The 18938-nt window shown below is 41.0% G+C and carries 15 protein-coding genes and 1 pseudogene; 1 reads left to right on the top strand and 15 read right to left on the bottom strand.

The genetic code is table 11. The annotated features are described in order from the left end of the window. Window positions 1-85 precede the first annotated feature (85 nt). Both BUB71_RS09330 and BUB71_RS09325 read right to left on the bottom strand, forming a co-directional pair. Window positions 86-541 (bottom strand): hypothetical protein, encoded by a 456-nt coding sequence (locus BUB71_RS09330; RefSeq protein WP_073154565.1) that lies wholly within the window; start codon window positions 539-541, stop codon window positions 86-88. Window positions 542-785: 244 nt separating this feature from the next. After that, window positions 786-1331, bottom strand: a complete 546-nt coding sequence (locus BUB71_RS09325) for a DUF1697 domain-containing protein (RefSeq protein WP_073154564.1) — start codon at window positions 1329-1331, stop codon at window positions 786-788. Window positions 1332-1540: 209 nt separating this feature from the next. Between BUB71_RS09325 and BUB71_RS09320 the strand changes: the two genes are divergently transcribed. Beyond that, window positions 1541-2080 (top strand): TetR/AcrR family transcriptional regulator, encoded by a 540-nt coding sequence (locus BUB71_RS09320; protein ID WP_073154563.1) that lies wholly within the window; start codon window positions 1541-1543, stop codon window positions 2078-2080. 251 nt (window positions 2081-2331) lie between these two features. Here BUB71_RS09320 and BUB71_RS09315 read toward each other — a convergent pair whose 3' ends face one another. From BUB71_RS09315 to BUB71_RS09255, 13 genes and pseudogenes are all read right to left on the bottom strand, one after another. Next, window positions 2332-3513 carry an MFS transporter gene (locus BUB71_RS09315; RefSeq protein ID WP_073154562.1) on the bottom strand — a complete coding sequence of 394 codons (1182 nt, stop codon included), beginning with the start codon at window positions 3511-3513 and terminating at the stop codon, window positions 2332-2334. A 349-nt stretch (window positions 3514-3862) separates the two neighbouring features. Continuing rightward, window positions 3863-4579 (bottom strand): TetR/AcrR family transcriptional regulator, encoded by a 717-nt coding sequence (locus BUB71_RS09310; protein WP_073154561.1) that lies wholly within the window; start codon window positions 4577-4579, stop codon window positions 3863-3865. A gap of 150 nt (window positions 4580-4729) precedes the next feature. After that, on the bottom strand, window positions 4730-6970 hold the full coding sequence (locus BUB71_RS09305; protein WP_073154560.1) for an ABC transporter permease: 2241 nt from the start codon (window positions 6968-6970) through the stop codon (window positions 4730-4732). Further along, the gene (locus tag BUB71_RS09300; RefSeq protein WP_073154559.1) at window positions 6970-7668 is read right to left on the bottom strand and encodes an ABC transporter ATP-binding protein; all 699 of its coding nucleotides are present in this window, start codon (window positions 7666-7668) and stop codon (window positions 6970-6972) included. The genes BUB71_RS09305 and BUB71_RS09300 overlap by 1 nt, the downstream gene beginning before the upstream one ends. A gap of 241 nt (window positions 7669-7909) precedes the next feature. Then, complete coding sequence (locus BUB71_RS09295; protein ID WP_175552325.1) at window positions 7910-8896, bottom strand: carboxymuconolactone decarboxylase family protein; 987 nt, start codon at window positions 8894-8896, stop codon at window positions 7910-7912. 772 nt (window positions 8897-9668) lie between these two features. Then, on the bottom strand, window positions 9669-10889 hold the full coding sequence (locus BUB71_RS09290; RefSeq protein ID WP_073154558.1) for a peptidoglycan-binding protein: 1221 nt from the start codon (window positions 10887-10889) through the stop codon (window positions 9669-9671). A gap of 519 nt (window positions 10890-11408) precedes the next feature. After that, window positions 11409-11900, bottom strand: coding sequence for a hypothetical protein (locus BUB71_RS09285; RefSeq protein ID WP_073154557.1), 492 nt, complete (start codon window positions 11898-11900; stop codon window positions 11409-11411). Window positions 11901-12532: 632 nt separating this feature from the next. Then, on the bottom strand, window positions 12533-13708 hold the full coding sequence (locus BUB71_RS09280; RefSeq protein ID WP_073154556.1) for an MFS transporter: 1176 nt from the start codon (window positions 13706-13708) through the stop codon (window positions 12533-12535). Window positions 13709-13800: 92 nt separating this feature from the next. Then, window positions 13801-14016: a hypothetical protein gene (locus tag BUB71_RS09275; protein WP_139279050.1), complete on the bottom strand. Its 216-nt coding sequence runs from the start codon at window positions 14014-14016 to the stop codon at window positions 13801-13803. 489 nt (window positions 14017-14505) lie between these two features. Further along, on the bottom strand, window positions 14506-15492 hold the full coding sequence (locus BUB71_RS09270; protein ID WP_217653542.1) for an NADP-dependent oxidoreductase: 987 nt from the start codon (window positions 15490-15492) through the stop codon (window positions 14506-14508). A gap of 41 nt (window positions 15493-15533) precedes the next feature. Then, window positions 15534-16049 (bottom strand): TetR/AcrR family transcriptional regulator, encoded by a 516-nt coding sequence (locus tag BUB71_RS09265; protein WP_073154554.1) that lies wholly within the window; start codon window positions 16047-16049, stop codon window positions 15534-15536. A 538-nt stretch (window positions 16050-16587) separates the two neighbouring features. Then, window positions 16588-17100, bottom strand: a pseudogene (locus tag BUB71_RS09260) (ATP-binding cassette domain-containing protein); the annotation flags it as partial. A gap of 540 nt (window positions 17101-17640) precedes the next feature. After that, a complete protein-coding gene (locus BUB71_RS09255) occupies window positions 17641-18825 on the bottom strand; it encodes an MFS transporter (protein WP_073154552.1) in 1185 nt (394 codons plus the stop codon). Window positions 18826-18938 lie beyond the last annotated feature (113 nt).

Genomic DNA, 18938 nt, shown 5'->3' with positions numbered 1-18938 from the left:
CTGTATCACAAAACAAATCCATACCCTTCCCTGTCTTAGTTTATAAAAGGAAAATGCAGCAGATAGGTTATCCAACACCCTATTTTTATTTATCAATTTTTGAAGCAGTATATGTGTATCCGCCTCCACCTGGATATATCCAAGCACCTGAGAGGGTATTTCCATCCTCACTAAACTTGGCGCTGCAATATGCCGGTGACCCTTTCTCCCCAAACCAAATCGTAAGCTGATCCCCTTTTCGTTCATAAACATAGGAAAAGGTATTACCTGAATTATCAAAGTAACGAGATTTGATTTCCTTACTTGGTTCAGATTGAAAGTCTTGTTCATGTCCGATGATCTCGATGCCTTTTATGATTTGTCCATGACTTTCAAGTTCAATCTTTTGAATAATAAAAAATCCCCCTTCCATCCACTCATAAGTGATTTCTCCATGTGTCTCACCTGATACTTTCCATGTGCCAATTAGAGGACTTAATGTTTTAAGATCTGGATTTGGCTTAGGCATTTCGTGTTCCATATTTTTATTTTCACTTGTCATGTTCTACCTCTTTTCACTTCTAAAATAGCATATTAAATATTACTAAATTGAATAAATTCTATTAATTAATAAATTATATCATATATTTATTCTCTAAACGACCTAGAACATTCAATGATTTTGATTCCTATAGGCTCAATATCAGTTCTATATCTGTCTATTTCCAATTATTGCATTTGTAAAGGTTGTGATAGTTGGATATCCCCAATCTACTGGGTAATGTGTATACGCTAGTATGTATCATTCATGCCTTTGATGCCTGCATTAGTTCATATATTTTACGAGTTGTATTTACATTCCTAACTGTAATTTTTTTATATATCTTTGAACCAATGAGTCTAGCCATACCAGATTTGGTAATATATTTTTTTTCAATCGACCATAGAATGGCTCCAGGTACGTATTTCACCGTATCTAAGTCAGGTTTGATCACCAACTGATTCAGCACTGATTCATCATTAATTTCGTCCCATAAAAACAGCACATCGCTTCTCATCTGTTTATCGTTCGTCCACGAATCTGGAAGGGAATGGATGATTGTTTTCATATCATCCAAACTACGGACTAAAACTTTGATTTGTAATCCGAAGTGTGTATGGATAGCTTCTTCCAAAATATGGGATATCGCAGTTTTGGATTGACTATCCACTGTGAAAATAATATTGCCTGAATTGATATATGTTACTACAGAGCTCATACCTACTCGTTCAAAAACTTGTTTAAGTAACTTCATGTCAATTTTATTTTTCCCACCAACATTGATTCCCCTAAGCAATGCGACATAGACCATGATCATCCCCCTATTCATATGCTTGATGATTAGAGCTAAAACCTATTACAACACCATTTAATATTATAATCATTTTAACTCATAAATAGAAACCAACTTCACCAACGATAATTAGTTAGGTTCCTGACTTATTTATTACGGGAAATGATTACCAAATACTCTTTCATCAGACTTTTGAATATGGCATTATATTTTCAAAGGAGCGAGAAATGATTAGTAAAACAAAACTTTTATGGTTAAATGAAGGCATTAATGTGCTGAAAGAAGATGGACATGAGAAATTAACAATCGATGAACTTAGTTCCCGATTAAAACTTACAAAAGGCTCATTTTATCACCATTTCAAAAACCGCCAAGATTATATTCTCGCGTTGCTTCAATTTTGGGAGGATAATTCGACTCAACAACTAATTCATTTAAGCCAAAAGGAAGAGACTGCACGAGAAAAACTTGACCGATTAACGGAGCTAGTTACAAACTTGGAAAATGGCTCCCTTGAAATTAAAATTCGTGCATGGGCGGCACATGACAAAATAATTCGGTCGTATCAGCAACGTGTTGATACAATCAGAATGAACTATGTGAAAGATTTATGTTCAAGTGTTTACAAGGATCGAGTTGATACCGATTTACTGGCACAAATCTATTTGATGATCTTTATAGGCGCACAACATTTAATTCCTCCGATTAATGGAAAGGATCTTCAACAACTTTTTATGACAATCTCCCAATTAATCCCCAAAAAATAATTCTTTTTGGGTAAAAACATTCAAACTGGACGAATGTCCCTAAAAATCGTCAGATTGCTGAGAGAAAATGTCACGCTCACAGTCTGACTTTATTTTTTACTATATAATTCTTCAACCAATTCGTTAAGATGTTCATCTAAGCATAAATATGTCATATGTTAATGTCTTACTATATATATCACATATTATGAATATTCGGTATTTTATTATCATAACCGCTTGCAACTAGCAAACGGTTTGGGGGAAGCTGCTTATCGTCCCCGTTTCCTCTGTTCACTCCACTCGTAAAGGAGCGCAATCAGATGAAGCGGAATCGGTACCCACCACACCAGCTGATAGCCCCATCGATTGACGACAAGGCCAGATCCCCAAGGGCCGATTAGTGTTGCCAACCTTGCCGGGAGAGCATTGCGTGTCATTTGTTTCCCCTTCTCCTCCGAAGGTGCTTCATCATACCGAGGCTGTAAGAACCCCAGCAGAAAAGCATTCGAAGCTACACCAAGAAGGATGGCTGAGCTGAGTACTAGCAGCACTACATCTGAAAACCTCCATATGATTAAAAGACTTGCAATTTGTATGATATGGACTACACGGAGTACTTGGTACTCAGACCATCCTTTGGTGATCTTGATCACAAGTCCCCCTGAGAAAGCAGAGACTATCGATTGGAACGTGATACACCAGGCAGACAGCATCGGTCCAGGAATGTACAAAGGCAAGTACATCCCATAAATCCCGTTGGTGAGTGGGATAGTCATAAGTGAACTGGCTAGAAATATCTCTTTCCAGTTCAGCTTGCTTAACTTCTTTTTTTGTTTCTCAGAGATCTCACTAGACTGAGAGTCGCCGCCGCTCTGCTCAGCGACACCTGAGATCATAGTGGAAGCAAACAAGGACGCAAATCCACAGATCACCGCCACTCCTGCCCACTCTAGCAAAGTTTGGGAAGAAATTACCCAAGCTCCAAGTGGCGTGACCGCTGCGATGAGAATGAACTCGCAACGCAGCGAAACACTAACAGCTTCTTTGGAATGATCCTGAGGAACAAAATCCAAGAACTGCTTGAATAGCCCTTGTCCTAATCCCAGAGCGACCATATTATGGCAGACCCCTGCACAGAGAAGTTGCCACAATTGATCACACATGGCAAATCCGACTGGCATAAGAATCCAGATCGGAAGAAACCACATGGTCAACTGTCGAGATCCCCAGCGATCGATCCATTTTCCTACAAGGAACAACGAGGGGAGTGCCATCACACTCGTAACCCCATAGAAAAACGGAACTTCCTGTTTCATCCCTTGCCGGTTCAGCAGCCGAACCAAGGACGACACTAGGTATGAGTTCCCCATACTGTACAGAAGGAACGCGATCAGAGCGATCAGACTGTTACGTGATCGCCATTTCCGTAAGTTCTTAAACCAACTGCCCATGGCTTCCTAACTTTTATAGCTGTGCCATCGCTTTCTTTTGTCCTCTTTACGAGAACTCCAAATTCCTCCTTGGTTGCTTCAATAACGAACTCCATGTCTTTTCATGGAGAAAAACTTTCATCATTAATAGTACCATACCGAATGGTATCATTAAATGAATCATAATTATTTTATATATTCGAATTTAGATAGATCGAAATATCCACCCTGGAGAATACGATGGGCTGAAATGAAATGACCTTGTATGGTGTATCGCTCCATTGAGGCCTTGTAATTTCAATCTCCCCTGTACAACGCATACTGTATTTTAATTGGCTATGAAAGACCATTAACAAAATCTTTTATCGAATCAGTTCGGTGTACCATCTTTTATTGCTTTTACCCATACCCTGACTGCCTCTGTATCAGCACGATATAAGGAATTTAAGGGTGCTCCCAACACACGCTCAATGGCATCCATATAGGCAGCATGGACCGAAACAATGCGTTCGATGCATCTCTGTTCATCGTGCTCCTGAGTCAGCGAAAGCAATAACTTGACGTGAGTTGTTCCCATTCCCTGCAAAAGGAACAGGATAACTTCACTAATATGTTCGGAATAGGCTAGCTTGAAGATGCCTTCCTGAATGCCCTGATGAATAATCTCATTCAGCAAGGGCACTCGCTGCTTAAGTACAGCCTCGTCCACTTTCTGACGAACGATAGCATTGCTATCGTCGTACCAGATATGCGCCAGCTCAACCACATCCGTCTTGCGTACAAGTCTCAAATTGTCAAGCGTGTTAAAGAAACCTTGGAGCTTTTCTAGGGCGGACAAGTGAGGATCATGGAGGATGGGGAGAAACGGACTTTCCACTTCTTCTTTTATACGTTCAATGAACCCTTCTAGCACAGCAGGCTTTGATTTAAAATAGTGATAGAATGCCCCGCTGGAAATCTGTAAATCAGTGAGGATATCTCCAATAGTCATACGTTCGTAACCTTTGGTATAGATAAGCCGCTGTGCAGCATCGAGAATTTCATTGCGCTTCTTCTTGTATTCATGTTCTTTTACAATTCGCGCCATCCTTTGAACTCCTTTAATAAACAGAATCTCTCTCTATTAATCTGGAAGATTGTATCCTATAAGATCTCCTGATGTCAAGAGATAAAGATCATAAACGTATTCAGTTCAGAACCAGTCTTTTTCTAAAATGGGTTCAATTTCTGAGAGCTACTACTCTGTTCCTGATTTAAGCGCATCGCTCATTGCAATGCGATTTATCTTTTTGCGGCTCATAAGCTTAGCAAGCTCAAAAGTTAGCATTACAATGACAAAACCTAGCAGGATATACCAAATATTTAGTTTCGCAGGAATGACCATCGGCAAACTCTCAGCAAGAGCCTGGTACATGACATCAACTGACCCTACAAGCAAAGGTACACCCAAAATATAGCCAATAATTACAGTAAAGATATTGCTATTAAGAATCAGCTTATTAATCTCTTTTTTCTTATATCCTAATACCTTAAAAAGCGAAATTGTTCCTTTATGCTCGTCAACAACCAACCCTGTGACAAGATATATAATCACAAGTCCTATGACAAACGCCGAAATTGTCAAACTGTATATCATAATGCCCATTTGGTCAATTAAAGAATGAAAACCTGCTTTGATGGCATCCATTGACTTTGTGGTTTTAATTTCCTTTTTGGCAAAGGTCATTTCTACATCGCTAAAGATACCAATGTATGTGTCTGAAGGCAAGTCCAACATGGCGTTTAGCTCGGAAAGGGGCATAAATATAAACTCACCGCCGTAAGTGTCCGCAATTTCTTCAATCGTAATCGAATATTTCTTACCATCTTCAAAGTTATAAAAACGAATTGTGTCGCCGATTGTAAGCCCCATCTTTTTTGCCAATGGCGTGGTGATAATCACTTTGTCGGGAGTTAGCTTATTACCTTTCAAATCGTTCAATAAGATTCTGGTAGAGTTTTTAGGTAGTCCTGTAATATAGAAGTTGGTTTCCGCCTCGTCGTCCATAATTGCATACATCGTATTAAATTGCTCAGTCCCCTTGGGTGGTGCACCTCTCTTGTATTCATTAAAGACATATTCGTATTTTAAATGATACAGCTTGCTTATGCCTTCATTCAGTAAATAGTCAACCGAGCTTTTCATGGTAAGCCCATACTGCAAAAACATAGTTGCCACAATAATTCCAAACAGTAGAAAAATCGTTCTCGAAAGACTTCTAACCTGCTCACGAATCTGAAATTTTGTCACAAATTTGAACTTATCTAAGCGAAGTTTCCGTTCGATAAAGTTTGCTTTGTCGTTCTTCTTATTGCCCTTCATCAGCTGTGACGGCCGGATTTTAAACATTCTGTTGACCACAATAATAGTACTGACGCAAAGTATTACAACAGGCAACAGCAAACTGAACATCAATATCCCTAAGTCATATACAATTGGCTCTTTGGGCATGGGGAATGTCGTTAACATAAAGTTGTACAAGAAGTTTATCATGAAAACTCCTGCAATCGTACCAATCATTGCTCCCATTCCCGCTACAATCAATGGAAATACTAAGTAGTGACGCATAAGCTCTTTTTTTCTATAGCCCTGTGCATATAATGTTCCAATGATAACGGATTCGCGATTGAGTAGTCGCCACATCAGAATCCCTGTCAAAACACAAGTGAGTAGCAAAATCATGGAAGGTGCTACTATACTTAATTTGCCCATTAGATTGATTTTCACAAGAACATATGACACACTATAATTTTTTTCGGTATTTTCCCATTTTATAATTTTAGTCCCTTTCTCTCTAAGATAGCCTTTCATTGCGGTTTCCTGAGCCTTTAGGTTATTGGAGTTATTAAACTTAATGGCATAGAAAGGAGTCGCATTGGGAATACTTTCAAAATCATCCTTATCTACTACTGCTAATCCAAAGTTTTTGGGATCACGAATCACCTCATCTTTGGACTTGGCGACATAAATATAGTTTGGCAAGGTCATATCCCCTGCATATTTGTACTTTTTTCCAGCAATCTGCACGATGTCGCCGATTTCATAGCCATTTTTTTTCGCATATAGCTTATCAAGAAGAATTTCTCCGCTTTCTAATTTCTTACCACTGGATACGGCAGGAGTATTGATCTGAGTGTTAAAGCTAAATATCCTTAAAATTTGTCCATCTTTAGACGAATAGTCCGTAACACCACTCTGTTCTATTTTGACATTGAAACGTTTCTTCATATCTGCCATGTCAAGTTCGGTATCAAGATAAACTTCAACGTCACTCATCACATGATTTGACTTATATGCTGAGTATGTGTTGTTCAAATTCTTGGATACTAGGTTCATCATTACCATTAGCATACAACTAAAAGCAATTAAAAACATGGAACCTAAATACGGAGCTTTATCTGTCCAAATGGTCCGTAATACTTTCTTTATCAGGATCATCACCATTCAATCCTTTCTGCTGGAACAGGAATCTGATTTACCGATTCTGCTACGATTTCCCCGCTCCGCAATTTAAAGACCCTGTCCGCCATTGCTGCAATCGCAGTATTATGAGTGATCATTAAAATGGTGGTACCATATTTTTCGTTCACCTGCTGCAAGAGCTGTAAGATACTTCGCGAGGTAGAATAATCAAGTGCACCAGTTGGCTCATCACAAAGTAACAACTTTGGATTCTTAATAATCGCTCTAGCAATGGAGACGCGTTGTTGCTCACCACCGCTCAATTCCCTAGGGAAGCGATGTTTTTTGTCCTTGATTCCAACAGCCTCTAAAACCTCATCCATATTAAGAGGAGAATGACTGATATGAGAAACCACCTCAATATTTTCGCTAACAGTAAGACTGGGAACGAGGTTATAAAATTGGAAGACAAAGCCGATTTGTTCACGTCGATATGTAGTCAGTTTATTGTCATCTAATTGATTTACTTCAATTCCATCTACGACAACACTACCACTATCACCACGATCAATTCCACCGATGATATTCATTAGTGTCGATTTTCCTGAACCGGAAGGACCAAGAATAACGCCAATTCCCCCTTTTTCCAGCTTCATCTCAATTCCTTTCAAAACTTCGGTAGTAACCACACCTGATTGATAGCTCTTCTTTAAGTTTAAAATATGAATAAACATATAGATCCTCTCCTTATTTATTAAAAACATTTTTAGAGTAGTATGCGTTGACAAATCGCATGTACTCTTCGAGAAGAAGGGTTCGATTAGCCTCTAGCGGTCTGGATTCTTACTGCATCTGCCACTAGACCATATAAAATGAGATAACAAGATCCAAAAAATCAATCCTTAGCATGATTCATCTTTGGGTCTTTATTACTTTTAATCCTTAGTGTAGTGACAATTTTTACTGTACTGACTCCTATCTAACCCGCTTGCCATCAAATGGGAAAGAACCACCACCGGTGATCGTGGCTGTGCCTTCAAGAAAATCGTTGTTGATCATCCCTTCCCATGTCATGGTTATTGGATACGGTTCCGTCATAGAAGTTGTGAACGATACCTGGTGCTCGTGTACCTTCCCCTCTGAGATTGGCACATTGGCATCCGTTTTCATATCGAAGACTGAGCCGGACAGTACACCCTCCTTTGCCACGATCACGAGTCGAAGTTCCATAGTTGTGGCTGGATGGTAATATTTCAAATGCCACGTCCCGTCTGGTTTCGCCGCTGATCGTACTTGATCTGAGGAGTTGGTGGCAGGCTTTTGCCGAGGCATGGGTGCTTCGTAGGATATACATTGACCGAGCTTGGGACGTCCAGGCTCAGCCTGCACACCTAGTGAATTCAAGAATCCGGCGTTCATCCGGTAAAAGCCAATGAGCATTAGCAATTCGATGATTTCTTCCTTATCGTACGTAGCAGTCAGTGCTTTCCATGTCGTCTCAGAAGCGCAGTTGTCAGCACAAAGGTCATCGACTAAGTTAAGTACCGCTGTATCAGCGTTGGACCATGAATCTGCAACTTGTACCTGTACAAGGGAGGTAATCTCAGCGTTGGTCCAGCCGGCACCGAGAGCTCCAATAACGTGATTGGCCCACTCATACTCGCATGAAGAGTGAAGCGCGACTCGTAAGATCAGAAGTTCACGCGTTCTCATAGACACCCTTCCACTGGTCGTGAGGTGTTTTCCAAACTCCAGCCATGCCTCCGTCAAATCGCTATGGTGCGCAAGCATTCGAAGGACATTCGACGCTCCGATACTCGCCGCTATGCGCTGATTTTTCGACAGCTCTGATAGATCCATCAGCGGAATTCGAGCCTTCGTCGGCCGCTTAATCGCTACTTTCTTTTGCCAGGCATTCACTTGTGTTCCGTCACTCATTTTGCTCTTCATTTCATCTTTCATTAGGTTTTCCTCCTTTAAATAAACCGTTTCTCTATTTATTAATTGGTTATGAAAGGCCATTAACAAAAATCTTTAATCGAATCAGTTCGATGCACCATCTTATTGTTTCCACCCATCCCCTGACCATATCTGCATCAGTACGATATAAGGAATTTAAGGGAACTCCCAACACACGCTCAATGGTATCCAGATAGGCAACATGGATCGAAACAATGCGCCCGATACATCGCTGTTCATCGTAGTCCTGAGCAAGCAATCATTTGCATGGGTCTATCCATGCCCTGCAAAAGGAACAAGATAACTTTCAATCTGATCAGGATAGACTGGCTTGAAGATGCCTTCCTGAATGCCCTGATCCTCTTTTAATAAACAGAGTCTCTCTCTATTAATTAGGACGATCGTATCTTATAATACGGCTTGATGTCAAGAGATAAAGATCGTTATGTCAAAGCAAATGTATTAGGATTTCAATCCACACATCTGTATAGGATGTGACAGCGATTTTGGTGCCTCCAAACTCGCCATTAAAACGGGGATCACAATAGGGCGTACTGAGCAACGTACGCTTTCATCTCCTCATGAAAATGAGGAGGATTCCCATTCACATTCCTAAATCTCGGATACTTGAACGACTACCACCTCTACGATGGCGGTAGTTCAAGTCTAATATTTCGAACGTAGTTAAAAGAACAATCCTCATTTTCTCTATTTCACTAGAAACAGGCTATCTAGACCTTGCGATAGCCTGTTTATCCATATCCTTGAAATTCAATTATTTTGATAGACCGGCTTCTTCTGTTAATATTTTCCAAGTTAATGAACCTGGATAACCGTCAGCATCTCCTGCTAACTCTCGGTGATCAGCTTGGAATCTTTGTAAAGATAATCGATCAACTTCGGTAAAGGTAGGAGTTGGGCCTATTTTGTAAAATCCTTTACCACCTTTACCATATCCAGCTTTCGTTAACATTTCCCCTAGTATTTGCACATAAGGACTATTTTTCCCTAACACAAAACATTCTGCGCCAGGAAACTTAGGAGCTTTCCCAGTATATACAATTTTTTTACATTTATCTGTTGGTTGTTTCGTTTCTTTCGAATTTCCATTAGACTTTTTATCTTTACTCGCAGCTCCTGCTACTAGTTTATCCCATGTTTTTTCTCCTGGATAACCATCTGGCATACGACTTAGGCTAGAATGAGTAAGCTGAAACGCTCGTACAGCATTTATTTCAGATTCTGTAAATTGGGGACCTTTCACGATTCCTTTTGCCCCATTTTTAATCAGTAGCTCATCCAAAACTTCTACATAAGGACTCTTTTTCCCTAATTGAAAACAGTTAGCCCCTGGAAATTCATATTTATCACCTTTGATTGCATTACATTTAGCGGACATACCAGTGTCTACTGGTTTATTGTTTTTTGGAGTTTTGCTGGGCTTTGGTGTTGGAGTTTTGCTAGGCTTTGGTGTTGGAGTTTTGCTAGGTTTTGGCGTCGGAGTTTTGCTAGGTTTTGGTTTAGGTTGATGTACATCTCCTTTAACAGGCTTTACGATAGAATAAATATGAACGTTTTCTCCTTTTGAAGTAGGGCTTGTAACTTGAAACTTTAATTTGTACCTTTTTCCATCCTTAAGTTTCAATCCATCTATGGAGAATGCAACAAATTTATTTTTATCATATCCTTTATGGCAAGCTATTTCTACAGTTTTTCCACTTGCACTTTTTCCATTTTCATTGACTGCTGTCAGAAATAAACGCAAATTGGATTTACCAGTATGCATATCAGACTCTGAACATTGTACACTACCCAATACTTTATTTGCGTCCCCATATTGGTGCCATGTAGAAGAAAAACCTTCACCTCTTCCATAAGCTATATCGAGTACAGTTCTCTCCTCTGTTGCTGATACACTTCCTAAATTCAACATAAATGCCATAATAAAAACGATAGCTATTAATGAGATTCTCCCATACGGTTTTAACAAATCCATTTTAATTCACTCCATTCTTCCTCTGGATTTTACTTTCATAAGAGGGATAGTACACCATTCATTTTTCATACAACCCTGGCTCGACCTTCAATTTGTTCATTTGAAAATTTTGCCCTAACAAGCTGCGATTCTACACAAGAGCAAGCAAAGGAGTTGGATGATTTCTCATCTTTCTTATACAGTTCCAACTCGCCCTATTTAGAATTGTGGATATCATACCATAACGAATGGTATGATATCAATGCTGAAAACGATCTTTTCCATGCTTTTTTGTAACATACTGTGGATATGAGAGCAGAGCCCCATTCTCATTTTATTTTGAACTTCGTTCTTGGCACAGTAGATAAAGCGATCTGATCATTGATCATTGCCTTCGATTTTACCTTCTTTCAACTACGATCTTCATATTGAATTCTACTAAGACCGAAAGTTGATCATTTCTTGAGTGTTAGCTGATGCTTTTGGATAACGAAAAGATATGTTTCTTTATCAACAACGGATGAACGGGATTTACACATATTACCGTGTGAAAATATTTGTTTCTAGCAGATGATTAGGAACTATCAGTTCAATATCAAAATTAGCAGCATTTTTTAAGCTAGTGCGATTTTGATGGGAAGTTGCTAATGTCTTTGAGATGTCTTTTCCATCAACCATAGGCTGTTGTATTGGTTCCTGTACTTTTATTTGAGTAGAGACTCCATACGCAGCTAAACCTGTTGCGCCTAATAACGTACTGCCAACAATGATACCAGCAAGTAGACAACTTTTACCATCGCTATTACCATTGGAGCTGCTGTCCAGTCCTCTCTCTTCCAGATGTCGTCGTGCGACTTCTTTCTGTGCTTCTGTGGCATTTGGGTTTTTTAATATGCCTTTGGCTAGATTTTCACTGTAGGAGTTACTATCACCCATCTCTTCTAGGTGTCGTCGTGCGACTTCTTTCTGTGCTTCTGTGGCATTTGGATTTTTTAATATATCTTTAGCAATTTTTTTACTCTGTTTTGACAAATGTTTTGTCTCCTCCCTAAATTTTCTGCAGCTCATATCCTCTGAAATGAGTTCATTAACGAAAAATAACTAGGTATAGTATATTTGGGTATGAAGTTGATGTATTCGCACAAAATCATATCATTCGGTATGGTATGTAAATTTGACATTTTTAAGACATTCATGAGTCGTCAGATTAATAAACATCACATAATCCCTTATATATCAAAGAATTTAGGCGTTTTATGCCAGTACTTATCTGCTATGCGCAATCGTTCAAGCGCTATGCTTCAATTTCTTATCACATAGCAGGCAAATATAAGCATCAATCTGCTCAATATATCCTCTTTTAAGTTCCTCCATCGATCAATCGTTTTAACATCCAGATAAAACCCATTCTATATAGCTGATTAACAACTCTATATGTTTGTAATAATCCACAATTGTTCTTGGTCGTTTTTATTTGAATATTATGATAATTAATGTCGCACGAAACCCCCATATAATTAGCACACTCTGGCGGAGTGACCAATGGATTGTTAGGGAATTTCGTACTATTATTTTTAATTAGTTTGATGAAGTCCTCTTCTTCTCGATGGATGTTGCCTCTTCCCTGTCAGACATTGGTGAGAATTTCATGAACGGAATGGTGATCAGGCTGATGATGGCGAAGGGACGCCGCACAGCCAGAACATGCCACTCTCACCAAAGAGCCTGCCGATGCCCGCGACAAACAACACGCCGATTGCTACCGACAAGTGATGTGCTCCAGCCTGTGCTGTCTGAAACTCCGTACTCCGCTTGATCAGGAAACCCAGCGGATTGGACACCAGTCCTTCGGCTAGCCCCAACAAGACGATGGCACTCACGAGCACCACCAGCTGATAGGGAGCACTCGCTGCGAGTGCAAAGCCACAGCACGTAATGAAGAGACCGACCATGATCGACATCTTCTCGATCAGTCCATTCTTGGGATCGACGTTCAACCAATGCCACAGTGGACTTGATGCCCCCTCAACTGCCATCTTGCGAAGCCACTTCTGCAGCCGCACAGCCAGCCATGATCCCAAGGGAACCATTACCAGCAAGGTGACCATCGGCGCCCAAGCCAGCCAAGTCTGATCGATGAACAGCGAGGCATAGGCTGAGACCATGGTGAAGGCCATGTAGGTCACGACGCACGACATACTGCGACCCACCAGGAGAGCTCGCTCTTTTTTCGTGATCTTGTCTGCTTTTTGGTTCTTTACAACCTTCGGTCGGACTTCTGGAATCCGCAGAATCAAGCCAATGGTCATCACGTTGAGACCAAAGTCGATTCCTGCCCAGACCCAGAGCCAGACCGGGTTGAGGTTGGGGTCGACCAAGAGAAAGGTCGAATTGCCCAGAACCGAACCCACAGCCCAGGCAAGCGTGTTACCCGTCACCGCTTGTTGGTGTTTCACCGGGTCATCACCGGCAGCTGCGCGGAGCATCGCTCCTACACAGGCGACCCCAAACGCTCCAGCGATAGTGCTGAACACTTTCAAGATCAGTATCAGCGTCGAATCGTGATTTTCCAATGCCAGAACCATGAGGAACGGAAGCGTACTCGTCACCGAGAACGCAATCACGGTCAGCTTCCTGATGCCGATCCGCTCTCCCACCAATAGTACAAAAAGGTGAGACAGCAGCGCGACGCACGCACCTACAGCCATCAGCACATCGAAGAGATCTTGCATTCCTCTGAGCTGAAGTTGCTTGGGGAGAGGTTTGTCCTCGAAGTGCGCCCGTGCCGAATTGACGAAGGTCATCTTCTGCACACGACGTAGTCGTGCATGCCGATTCATTCGGCTCCTTTCCAGGTCTCTCCAGAGCAAAATTTTCACTCTGGAGTTTGCCTTTGTGTTAGGCAAACTGATGCGGATATAATTCCTCTTCATTAAAACAACGAAATATATGAATTGTCAATTTGTACGATTCGCCGAAACCATTCCATATGCTTTATGTAGTCGTGCAAGGTTCTACCTGCTGCTCCTGCTACTTGTCGAGCAGTATAATACCGATTGAATAGCCTTTCTAACGTTAGTGTATTTGCTTCTGGTGCAGATTCTCTCTTTGCTTCCGTTTGAAGCGGTTCTAAGACCGAAGAACTCAAACCTCTAAAAACCCTTTCGAAACGGAAATTTGATTCCTCTTTTGACCGCGCTTTCTGCACTTTTTACCTATCTCTTTACCCATTAAACTCTCCCCTAATAAGGTTTGAATTTAACGGTCTATGTAAATGAAAAACGCACTCTACCGCTTATATGCGATAAGTGCGTTATGTGGTTAATGCCCATTGATACTGATGATTTGTCATTGGCGGAGAGGGTGGGATTTGAACCCACGGTGCGGTATACGCCGCACAACGGTTTATTCAGCGTCAAAGGTATTTTTTAGGTTCATATGAGTGCATAACCCTTGGTTTTATAAGGTTTTTGTTTCTACAAAGTTCACCTAGGTTTAGTTGAATGTAATACGTATGGTAGAAAAATTAGATCAAAAAAATGGGTAGCTAACTTTATTTGATTATTTAATAAATTATTTGTACTGATTTTGTAAGTTATTTATTTTGTAAATCTATACCTTTAAAAATGTTAAATCTTTATTCAATAACACATAAAACAATTTTTCCTTGCAAATGTCCACTTTCCCCTTTTTCATGAGCTCTTGCAGCTTCTGCGAGAGGAAAAACACTATCAATTGCTACTTGAATGTAGTTTAAATCAATGAGACGTGCAATTTCCGTCAATTGAGCACCGTTTGATACTACACTTTTACCTTTAGATATAATCCCCAACTCTTTTAGTTGATCAGGAGTGTGAAACCCATAATTGACAGGTACTAATATTCCACCACGCTTGAGAACTTGAAGCATTTTGTAACTGTTTTGACCACCTACATTATCAAATAAAATATCTACATCTTGAATAACATCTGAAGCATCACACTTTGTATAATCAATATATTCGTCTACTCCAAGTTTTCGTAAAAAACTCTCATGACGACTAGATGCAACACCGATGACCTTGGCTCCTTGTAATTTTGCAAGTTGTACAGCAAAGTGTCCGACACCACCAGCAGCCCCATTAATTAATACAGTCTGATCTTCATGTAGATCGATATTATCCAATAATTGCTTAGCAGTTAACGCCGACATAGGAGTTGCTGCTGCTTCCAGATGGCTAATCGTCTTGGGCTTTAAAGATAGATCTTCTACAGGAGCTGTAACGTATTGGGCATACGCTTTTCCACCCCTTTTTGATGTAAAAGGAGGAAATCGAACCATCCCAAACACTAAGTCACCTATCTCAAATTGATTGACCCCAGTGGCTAAAGCCACAACTTCTCCAGATATATCAAAACCAGGAATTGAAGGAAGAGGTAGCTTGGGTCGAACCTCTGGTGGTAGATCAAGAAATCCTGCTCTGCCACGCCAATCTGCGGGATTTAATCCTACGGCATGAATCCGAACTAACACCTCCCCCTCTCCAACTTCCGGAACAGGAACATCCTCATATCGAAGTACTTCAGGTCCACCGTGATCATAAAACCGAATAGCTTTCATTAATGTGGGTATATCCTTTTTCATTTTTCTATATTCTCCCTTTCCTATTTAACCCCAATAGTCTACTAATTCAGGACACGAAGAGCTGCGTTCAGCAATTCAGTTTGGATTTTTTTATCTATTGAACCATCACCATTAGCAATAAATTGGATAGCTGTTTGTGCTACAGCCATAGCAGCACGAGCACGAACCAAATCTGATTCGGAAGGTTGTGAACCTGCTAATAGATAAACCAATTCTTCACATTGTTCATTAATCTGATGATGTTGTAATTGATCCTGAATCGATAGATCGTTCCACAATTCATACATGACTTTTCCTGATTTCACAATTCCATTGATATAAGCACGAAGTAATTGTTCCTCTTTAAAATGATTTTTTTTCGCTTGTTCGATTAATTGTGATAAATCTTTCATTGGTTGTGATAGTACCTCATCTAGAATGGCTTCTTTTGAACGAAAATGATAATAAATCCCAGCTTTACTTGTTCCTACTTGTTGAGCAATATCATTAATCGATGTCCCTGCATATCCACAGCGGCTAAATAAAATTTGAGCAACTTCCAGAATTCGGTTTTTCATTGTAGACAGATTTCCTTCCTCCTATCTAACATATTTAGACGATCGTTCGCTAACTATACTATATAATTACCGAACGATCGTCAAGTATAATATCTGCATAACGAATGGAATCAATATTTAAATTTGATATAAAAACATAGCGCATTTTTGCTTGTTTACCCTATTTCGAATTCTTGAACTAAAATAGCTGATCACACTTATGTATAAATACATGAGGTGATAACCGAATAATGGCAATAAAACACTCTTCCATTATATAAACGAAAAATCTCTTATTGCCATTTCAATTTCAAGTATATTAACAGACCCGAATCTCCAAATTTATGTATAATAGGCGTAGTACACGTAATAATATACAATTTGGAGGTTTCTTACTTGGGTATTGACCTACTTCCCAAAACAATAACTAGTTTGTATGAAACTATTGAGTGGCGTTATGCATGTGCAATTTTAAGATATGACTTCCAAAATGAATGGAACGACATTTTTCTAGTATATCAGTTGGATTGTTGAACAGTATCATATTTGATGTGCTCGGCTATTCCAATCTCATTTCTTCTTGATACATTTGATTATACATGCCCTTTTTAGTCATCAGTTCACTGTGAGTTCCTTGTTCAACAATATTACCCTGATGGAGTACCAAAATTCGATTCGCGTTTTTAACAGTCGCCAAGCTATGGGCAACAACAATAACTGTTTTATCATGATATAGACGTTCCAAATTTTTTTGCAACTCACCTTCGGTTAGTGCATCAAGCGCAGATGTGGGTTCATCTAACAAAAGAATTTTAGGTTGTTTTAAGAGCATACGAGCGATGGCTAAGCGCTGTTTTTCACCACCAGATAAACGAATCCCTCGATCTCCAATAATCGTATCCAAACCATTAGGAAGATTCGAAACAAAATCGCTAAGACGAGCTGACTTCAATGCTTCTTTCAACTCCTGCTCAGAAATCTTATCCACTCTTGCATAGATCAAATTATCACGGATTGATTGATTCCAAAGAAATGGCTCTTGTGTGACCATGCCAACGTCACCGTCCGCGCTCCGACTCCATTTTGGGCTACGAAGATGTGTTCAAGACGCAGCGTGCATTCGCTTTATGGCGAATGCACCTCGCTCAGGAGCTGTGGAACTCGGCTACGCGTCATAGTGAGACTTGGAGCTTTGCCCCCTTAGCGAAACTTGTGCACTCCTGTGTGCAGACAGTCCTCGCTCGTATCGATGCTAGCACAACCGCTACTCAGAACAAAGCGGGGTAAGGAGCTTTCTTCGCCCAATGAAAAAGGGCTGCTTTTTCCTCCACTTCGAACGATTTCCTCCCTGTTTCATTGGGAAAATAATGCAAATCAACACTCCTGATTTTAGTCTATTTTCCACTTCTCTATACGAAATAACCCGACCGTGCGATCGGGCTATTTAATGTAAATCGCCTGCCATTGGATTAGTCCAGCCCAACTGGATCTGCGGTTACTTTTTCTCCTTGAATCGTAGGACTGTATCATTATACACTCTGTGCCTCCAATCGGATCGATATAAAATGCAAACACCCTTCCCTAGGTAGAAAGGGAAGAGTGTCTACGAATTTCAACGCGGTCTGCGTCGGATGCTACAGTTCTTCCACGGAAGAGCTACTAGGGCAGAGCACACCACGAACGGTAGAGCGAACCACCACATCTGTGAGGTGTAATTCGTCGCGCTACCCACACTTCCTCCAATCCAGAACCCGATGGCATTCCCAATATTCAGAGAGGTCTGCCATGCCGAAGTTGCGTTTGCCTTGAGATGCTCTGGTAGCTGGGACTGCATCTTTTGTACAGTGCCGTTCCAATTCGCTCGATAACCAAAGGACATCAGAATCGCTGCAACCACCAGCGACCAGAATTCCCCATGGATAACGAAGAACACCGACAAAACCATTGTAACCCGTGACAGCAGAATCAGATGACGGCTGTCCGCAAATCTTCCCGTTACCAGAGCAGCGATCACTGACAGAGCGACCGTTAGAAAGATGATATCCTTCCCATATGACGAATACATCGGCATATAGGACATATATTGCCAGTAGAATACCACCATCCCGACGTTCAGCAGACTAGTCGCGTAGCTAGGACCATGGATATTTTTGGCTACCCATTCTCTCACTGTCCGAGCATGTACCTTCGATTGCTTTGGTCGACTCTCCAGACTGAGTAGAATCCGGATAGCCAGGAGCATGGTCATCAAGCCAACAGCAACCCAGACAGAGTAGACCAGGCGATTGTCAGCGACGACATTGGTAAGTTCCGAGATGAGCCAAAAGCTAATCGGACCAGCAAACCAACTAAAGGCATTCGCTGCCGACACAGCAGCCGTTGCTCTACCCTGCTCTGGCTTACTGACTCCGACCCACTGCAACATTCCGATCGCGGCTAGCGATAATCCAAACGCATAGCCCTGAATGACTCGGGCAATGATCAGGACCGTTAGGCTGTCGAAGGCATAGCCGATCGAGCCGACGCCCATCAGCACGAGCCCGAGTAGTCCCGTGGAACGCGCGCCAAAGAGAATAGACTGCGTTCCAGCCAGAAAGCTTCCGATCACAGCGGCAACAGCGAATACTGCCATCACCACTCCGGTGTGCTCCTTGATTCCTTGGAGCTCCAACACCAGCGGGAGGGGCATACTAAGGAGCGCCTGATTGACCACCACAAGAGAAGTGGCCAAAACGGAGACCGCTACATTCCTCGGATAGCCCTTGATACGCAATATCCATTCGATGACTCGGTACATATATCCTCTCTCGAGTACCTTGATGAAACGATTCTGTCTTCCTAGCCATTTGATGCACTAGGTCGCATCAAACTCGTGCTTTGATTTCCTCCTACTAGTTGGTGGACGATTGG

The sequence above is a fragment of the Seinonella peptonophila genome (assembly GCF_900129355.1).
GTDB lineage: Bacteria > Bacillota > Bacilli > Thermoactinomycetales > Thermoactinomycetaceae > Seinonella > Seinonella peptonophila.
This window is presented reverse-complemented; position numbering and strand designations above follow the sequence as displayed.